Below are 6985 nucleotides of genomic sequence, written 5' to 3'. Positions count from 1 at the left end.
CAGGAAAATCATTAACTTACAAACTCCTGACGTGAAAACGTTGGGACACTACTGAGGAGACATACACATGAAGAAAGAAGAGCAGGCATTTAGGTCAGCCGATGATCAGTTGTTTAGCACCGCGGCAGAAGCGCAAGCGCATGATGCAGCCCCGTTGTCGCATCAAAGCAATCAGTCCGCGCACGAGCCGGCGATGATGAGCCGCCGGCGCTTCGGTGTCGGCGCAGCAATGGCCGCTGCGCTGACCACGTTCCCCTTCCTCGCCGGCCGCTCGAATGAAGCAGCAGCGGCGACTGACGTCTACCACGCTCCCGCAGAGTGGGAACGCCACTCGGGCACACTGATGGCCTTTCCATGGGATGCCACCGATGCGTGGGGCGGCAAGCTGAAAGACGTGCAAGCCGAAGTTGCCGCCGTCGCCAAGGCCATCGCCCGCTACGAGCCGGTCACCATGGTGGCCATGACGGGCCGATCCGCTGATGCGATTCAACAATGCGGTCCCACCGTCACTGTCATCGAGTATCCGATCAACGATTGCTGGACCCGCGACAACGGGCCGATCTTCGCGCTGAACCAAACCGGGAAAAAGAGGCTCGGGCTCGACTTCCAGTTCAACGGCTGGGGCAATAAATACCCGTATGACAAGGACGATTTTCTTCCAGTCGGTGTATGTGCGTACCTCAACGTGCCGCGCGTCGACGTCAACATGGTGTTGGAGGGAGGATCCGTGATCACCGATGGTCAGGGAACCCTGATTGGCACTGAAGAATGCCTGCTCAATCCCAATCGCAACCCGACGATGACCAAGAGCCAGATCGAGAACACGCTGCTGGCGGCCTACGGTGCCACCAAGTTCATCTGGCTGCCGTACGGCCTTGAGTTTGACAACATCACGAATGGCCACATCGATCTGGTCGCCTCCTACGTCGCGCCGGCCAAGCTGCTCATCTTCACTGCGCCGGGTACCGGCACCGGGAACGAGACCAGAATGGCAGCCAACAAGGCAGTGCTGCAGCAAAGCACCGATGCCAGAGGCCGCTCCTTCGAATTGGTGGAGATACACCAACAACCGCACTTCACCATTACCGGGTACGAGGTGAAGACGTTTAGCTACACCAACTACTATCGGACCAACGGCGGCATTGTGGTCCCGATTGCGAACGTGCCGGAAGATGCCGCAGCGTTGGCAACCATCAGTGCCCTGTACCCTGGGCTTGAAGTGGTCGGCGTGACCGCACGTACCCTGGCTTGGGGCGGCGGCGGTGTCCACTGCATCACCCAGCACATTCCGGCGCTGTGGTAATGCGTGTGTCCAATGACGGGAGCGGCGCGCAAGTCGTGTCGCGGGCCGAATGAGGGGATCGCGCCCGACGTATGCGGGCGCGATCCTTCACCGACGCTATGCGGGCATCGACTTTGGTATGCAAATTCGGCGCACAAGCTGTACCAGGCAGCTAGTGGTCGAACCTGATAGTTTCGGATTATCCGAATTTAAGAAGAAGCATCCATGCGATCACATCAACGCCATCTGTTACGGCTGAACGTTAAAGAACGGCGTTTGCTGAGTGATGCAATGGATGCCGCCACCCCACCAGTTAATCGCGAGCGGATCGATTTGCTTGATTTCACGGGTAGGGAACACGCTTTGTATCGTTGCTTTTGCCTGCGCATCCAATTGCTTCAAGCTATCCGGCTTTCCTGGCTCCCAATATTTGGCCATGATGACGATACCGTTGGAGATCAGGAAGTTCATATAGCTGACGGCTGGAAGATCGATCACGATATCCCCTGCGTGAAAGCCGAAACCTTCCTCTCCGGGGTTAATCGTTCTTTCCTTCCACAGCAGCGCCAAATCAGGATTCGTCACCCGAATAATGGTGAACGGATTGCCGTTGACATCGGTCGCGTTCTGCAACACCCGCGCTACTTCTTCGATCCGCTCATAATCCGATTTTTCCAGATTATTGCTGTCTCTTGCCGCCTCAGAAACTTTAGCAACTAAAATCGTATTTGTATCCACGAAGCGCGCGACTTCGTCGACGTGACCGTTCGCCCCGTAACCGAAGAAATTCTCCATCACCGGGCTGCCGTCGGTGTTCAATTTGTCGGAGATAGGACTGAGCGGCAGCCAAATCATTTTCTGCTGTCCGTATAAGCGCAGCACTTCCGACTCAATCTGGGCCAGTGTTTTGCCAGGATTGCGCTGCATTGCCATATCCTGGAATGCCATCAACACGCCCGCGCCATTCACCTCATAGCCGCCGCCTTCGGCGACAATGTCAGATTTGACCATCGGCACATTCAATTCCGCCGCCATCGCCCGATCGACGTCACCGACGGCCTTGCCTCGGCCCACGTTCCATGTCCCATAGTAGTTCCAGGAAAAATCTGCGATCATTGGATTGCCGTCCGTCGTTTTAACGAACAGCGGCCCCATATCCCGCATGAATATGTAACTTTCCTTATAGTTATGAAATCTGATTTTTTGCGGATCGACTTGATAATTGTTTAAAAAATTCAAGCAGTCCGCCTTCGCCGCATCGCCACTAACAATCATGTCGACCTTGGTATTTTTGGAGTGCAGCGCCTCAACAATTTGTGCGGTGACTGCATGCATTGCGGCATCGGTAGTGCGATGCAAGTCATCGGTGGAATCCCAACATAGCCAGACTGAAGCTTGCGGCGCCCATTCAGGCGGGAAGGTATAGGTAGTGGCGGTAGCGAAAGCTGAAGTGAGGCCAAAAGTCGAAGTAACTGCGACACTGAGCAAACCCATGCCAGATAACTTGAAAAAATTGCGCCGATCGTACTTTTTCATAAAAAATCTCCTAGATTAGTTTTTTGTATTTGCCATCCAAGTCTCACCGCATGTGGCACCTTGTGTTCGGTCAGCCGGGCAGCCTCATGTTGAAGCATTCCGGTTTTACTACATAGAACCGGTTTGATATCTTTTTGATGGTGCCATTTCGAAAGGCGTTGCAGACGGCATCGCATCGCATGCACGCAGGATCACCCGCGCTGCGTGCCATGACGTCGGCATTCCTTTCATTTGAATGGGAGATGCCTGGCTTGCTCAGCTAATCAGGAGCGGTGATGGGTAGATGCAAGCAAGTAGGAAGAGACTTCCGATAATTTTTTTATCGGAAGTTGAGAAAATCACGATCGAATTGATGAGAGATACACGATCAACAGCACGCGTGCGCGCAGCTCCTGGCCGAATTGAAAATCTCAGCGACGGGCAAGCTTCTGGTTGCGCAGCACGCACAGCAGGTCGGCGGCGATATGCGCGGCCGCCAGCGCCGTGATTTCACTCTGGTCGAACGGCGGCGACACTTCCACCACATCCATGCCGACCAGGTTCACTGGTCCCATGCCGCGAATGATGGCCAGCGCCTGGGCGCTACTCAGGCCACCGGCGACCGGGGTACCGGTGCCCGGTGCAAAGGCCGGGTCGAGGCAGTCGATATCGAAAGTCAGGTAAGTCGGACGCTTGCCGACGATCGACAAGATCTTTTCCAGCGTCGCCTGCGGGCCGTGGGCATGCACCCACGGCGCGTCCAGGATGTTGATGCCCATGAAGTCGTCATTCCAGGTGCGGATGCCAACCTGCACCGAAGTTGCCGGGTCGATCAAGCCATCCTTGACGGCCTTGTAAAACATGCTGCCGTGATTGAGCGAATCCGGGCTGTCATCCGGCCAGGTATCACAGTGCGCGTCAAAGTGGATCAGCGACAGCGGTTTGCCATACTTTTCCGCATGTGCCTTCAACAATGGGTAAGTGATGTAGTGATCGCCGCCGAAGGTCAGCATTTTTGCACCGCTGGCGAGAATGGTGCGCGCATGCTCAACGATGCTGTGCGAAATCGTCATCGGATTGTGGGCATCGAGCCAGCAGTCGCCGTAGTCGATCACGGCCAGCTCGTCGAACGGGTCGAAACCCCACGGATACGCCAGCAGTTCATTCATTTGCACACTGGCGGCACGCACCGCTGCCGGACCGAGGCGGGCGCCTGGGCGGAAGGTAGTGGCGAGGTCGAGCGGGATGCCGGATACCGCCACGTCGACCCCGCTCAGGTCGCGGGAGTAATTGCGCCGCATGAAGCTGAGTACGCCGGCGTAAGTGTTTTCGCTGCAGGTGCCGTAGAGCGATTTGCGACGAATTGCGCCGTCACCTTGAATCGGTAGTTTCATTTTAATTTCTCCATCTTTTTCATAATGCGCGTAATGTGATTCCACTAATCCTGCCGTGTTAAACATGAGCGCCCCTTCCCCTTTTCAGGGTCAATGGCCGGGGGGCGAACTATGCTTATGCAATGTTTGTGACGCAGCAAGGCTAAGAGGCTGTTGTGGCGCTCGAGCTTGCCAGCATCGCTGCCAGCAGCACGTTGCAGCCGGCCTCCAGATGTTCTGGTTGCGCATCCTCGATTTCATTATGGCTGATGCCATCCTTGCAGGGCACGAAGATCATCGCGGTCGGCGCTACCGATGCAATATAGACTGCATCATGACCGGCGCCCGTGACGATGTCCATATGCGACAAGCCCGCCGCCGATGCGCCTTCGCGCACCATCCGCACCAGTTGCGGGTCGAACGGCGTCGGTGGAAAATACTGTACATCCTTCAGCGCTACCTGTAATCCGTATTCTCGCTGCACATCCACGCAAGCTTGACGCCAACGCGCATCCATCTCGGTCAGTGTTGCCTCGTCCTGATGCCGCAAGTCGACGGTAAACATCACGCGTCCTGGAATCACGTTGCGCGAGCCAGGATGCACCTGCACCACGCCGACCGTACCGCGACCGTGCGGCTGGTTAGCATTGGCGATATGAATCACTTCCTGCATCAAGTGGGTGGCGACAAACAGCGCGTCTTTGCGGATCGCCATCGGTGTCGGGCCGGCGTGCATCTCCATTCCCGTGACCGTAACGTCGTACCAGCGCACACCAAGCGAACCGGTGACGACACCGATCACTTTTTGTTCATTCTCCAGGATCGGTCCCTGCTCGATATGCGCTTCAAAATAGGCGCCTAGTGGCCGCCCACCAACCGGTGCAATACCGGCATACCCAATTGCGCGCAATTCGTCGCGCACCGATTTACCGGCTACATCGCATGCGTCCAGCGCGGTCTCCAGCGGAAATTTATTCGCAAACACGCCGGAGCCCATCATTACCGGCACGAAGCGTGAACCCTCTTCGTTGGTCCAAATCGCCAGCTCTAACGGCGCCTCAGTCACGATATCGTGCTCGCGCAAGCTACGCATTATTTCCAGGCCGGCCAGGACCCCATAGCAACCGTCAAATTTGCCGCCAGTCGGTTGTGTATCGATATGGCTGCCGGTCATGATCGGCGCCAATGCATTGTTGCGCCCCGCACGTCGACCGAAGATATTGCCTACCTGATCCACGGTGATGGTCAGCCCGGCATCTTTCATCCAGCCGACCACAAGATCGCGTCCTTGGCGGTCAAGATCGGTCAGCGCCAGCCGGCAATTGCCGCCTTTTTCAGTAGCGCCAATTGCCGCGAGGTCCATTAATGACCGCCATAAGCGTTGCCCATTGATAGCCATGGTGTTCCGATGATGCTGCATACATTCCTCTTCAAATCAGGGGCGCCAAACACGCCAGAAACCGGCATCCTTAAGCGACGGATCGTCCGGGCCAGCGTCGCGCCTGCTTAGTTCCCCTTGTACAAGTTCCGATCACGCGCCATTCATTCCTGTACGCTGCCCGTCAATCCAGCAGCGCATCCGCCGGCACGTAGTCATAACCAAGGTCGCGCGCCACCGGCGCGCAACACACTTTTCCCAGGCAAATGTTCAAGCCATTCTTCAAATGCGGGTTGGCTTTGAGCGCACCTCGCCAACCCAGGTCGGCCAGTGCCAGCGCATGACCGATGGTGGCGTTGTTCAGAGCGATGGTCGAGGTACGGGCCACCGCGCCGGGCATATTTGCGACGCAGTAATGCACCGTCCGGTCGACGACGAAAGTCGGATGCTCGTGCGTGGTAGCGTGCGAGGTTTCAAAGCAGCCGCCCTGATCAATTGCCACGTCGACCAAGACCGAACCCGGCTTCATGTTCGATACCATGGCGCGCGTCACCAGCTTGGGTGCGGCCGCGCCGGGAATCAGCACGCCGCCAATCACCAGATCGGCGCTCAATACGGAATCCTCGATCGCCTGCGCATTCGAATACAGCGTCACGATCCGATTGCCGTACACCAGATCCAGTTGGCGCAGGCGCTCGACGCTCTTGTCGATCACCGTCACCCGCGCGCCGACGCCGACCGCCATCTGCAAGGCGTTGGTGCCGACCACCCCGGCGCCGATAATCACCACATGGGCCGGTGCGACGCCGGGGACGCCGCCGAGCAGCAAGCCGCTGCCGCCTTTGGATTTTTCCAGATGTGCGGCACCGGCCTGGATCGACATGCGTCCGGCCACTTCGCTCATCGGCGCCAGCAACGGCAAGCCGCCGCCGGGGCCGGTCACGGTTTCGTAGGCAATGCAAACCGCACCCGATCTGACCAGGGCTGCGGTTTGCTCGGGGTCCGGCGCCAGATGCAAATAGGTGTAGAGGATCTGTCCTTCGCGCAGCATCGCGCATTCAACCGGCTGCGGCTCCTTGACCTTGACGATCATGTCGGCGCGCTTGAAAATTTCTGATGCAGTGTCAACCATGACGGCACCAGCTGCCACGTATTGATCGTCGCTCAGTCCGATCTCTGCACCCGCATTTCTTTGCACGATCACGTTATGACCATGCAAGCAAAGTTCGCGCACGCTGGCAGGCGTCAGTCCCACGCGGTACTCGTGATTTTTGATTTCTTTCGGAACTCCAACCAGCATGGCTTTGCTCATTTCATTTACCTTTCTTTTGTGTGGGACTTACGAAAAATACCACCGCTCTCCGGTACTGCAGGCCTGCCGTGTCCCGTCAAACGGGATCGGGACCTGCGCCGGATTGCAGACACGGAGCTACGCAT

General features: G+C 57.1%; 5 protein-coding genes. 1 reads left to right on the top strand and 4 read right to left on the bottom strand.

Annotated elements, in window-relative coordinates; genetic code table 11:
- Window positions 1-67: 67 nt before the first annotated feature.
- Complete coding sequence (locus ACFOFO_RS23210) at window positions 68-1303, top strand: agmatine deiminase family protein (RefSeq protein WP_390333037.1); 1236 nt, start codon at window positions 68-70, stop codon at window positions 1301-1303.
- Window positions 1304-1531: 228 nt separating this feature from the next.
- Here the strand turns inward: ACFOFO_RS23210 and ACFOFO_RS23205 are convergent, their stop codons facing one another.
- From ACFOFO_RS23205 to ald, 4 genes are all read right to left on the bottom strand, one after another.
- Entirely contained in the window at window positions 1532-2818 is a 1287-nt protein-coding gene (locus ACFOFO_RS23205) for an agmatine deiminase family protein (RefSeq protein ID WP_390333035.1), read from the bottom strand.
- 410 nt (window positions 2819-3228) lie between these two features.
- Window positions 3229-4191 carry an agmatinase gene (speB, locus tag ACFOFO_RS23200; protein ID WP_390327569.1) on the bottom strand — a complete coding sequence of 321 codons (963 nt, stop codon included), beginning with the start codon at window positions 4189-4191 and terminating at the stop codon, window positions 3229-3231.
- Between the two features lie 142 nt (window positions 4192-4333).
- Window positions 4334-5590, bottom strand: coding sequence for a Zn-dependent hydrolase (locus ACFOFO_RS23195; protein ID WP_390333033.1), 1257 nt, complete (start codon window positions 5588-5590; stop codon window positions 4334-4336).
- A 142-nt stretch (window positions 5591-5732) separates the two neighbouring features.
- Window positions 5733-6848 carry an alanine dehydrogenase gene (gene ald / locus ACFOFO_RS23190; RefSeq protein WP_390333040.1) on the bottom strand — a complete coding sequence of 372 codons (1116 nt, stop codon included), beginning with the start codon at window positions 6846-6848 and terminating at the stop codon, window positions 5733-5735.
- Window positions 6849-6985 lie beyond the last annotated feature (137 nt).

Origin of the sequence: Pseudundibacterium arcticum, from assembly GCF_042646465.1 — a bacterium.
In the GTDB taxonomy this organism is placed as follows: domain Bacteria; phylum Pseudomonadota; class Gammaproteobacteria; order Burkholderiales; family Burkholderiaceae_D; genus Undibacterium_A; species Undibacterium_A arcticum.
Note: the sequence above shows the minus strand (reverse complement) of the source record. Positions and strands in the feature narration are given on the sequence as shown.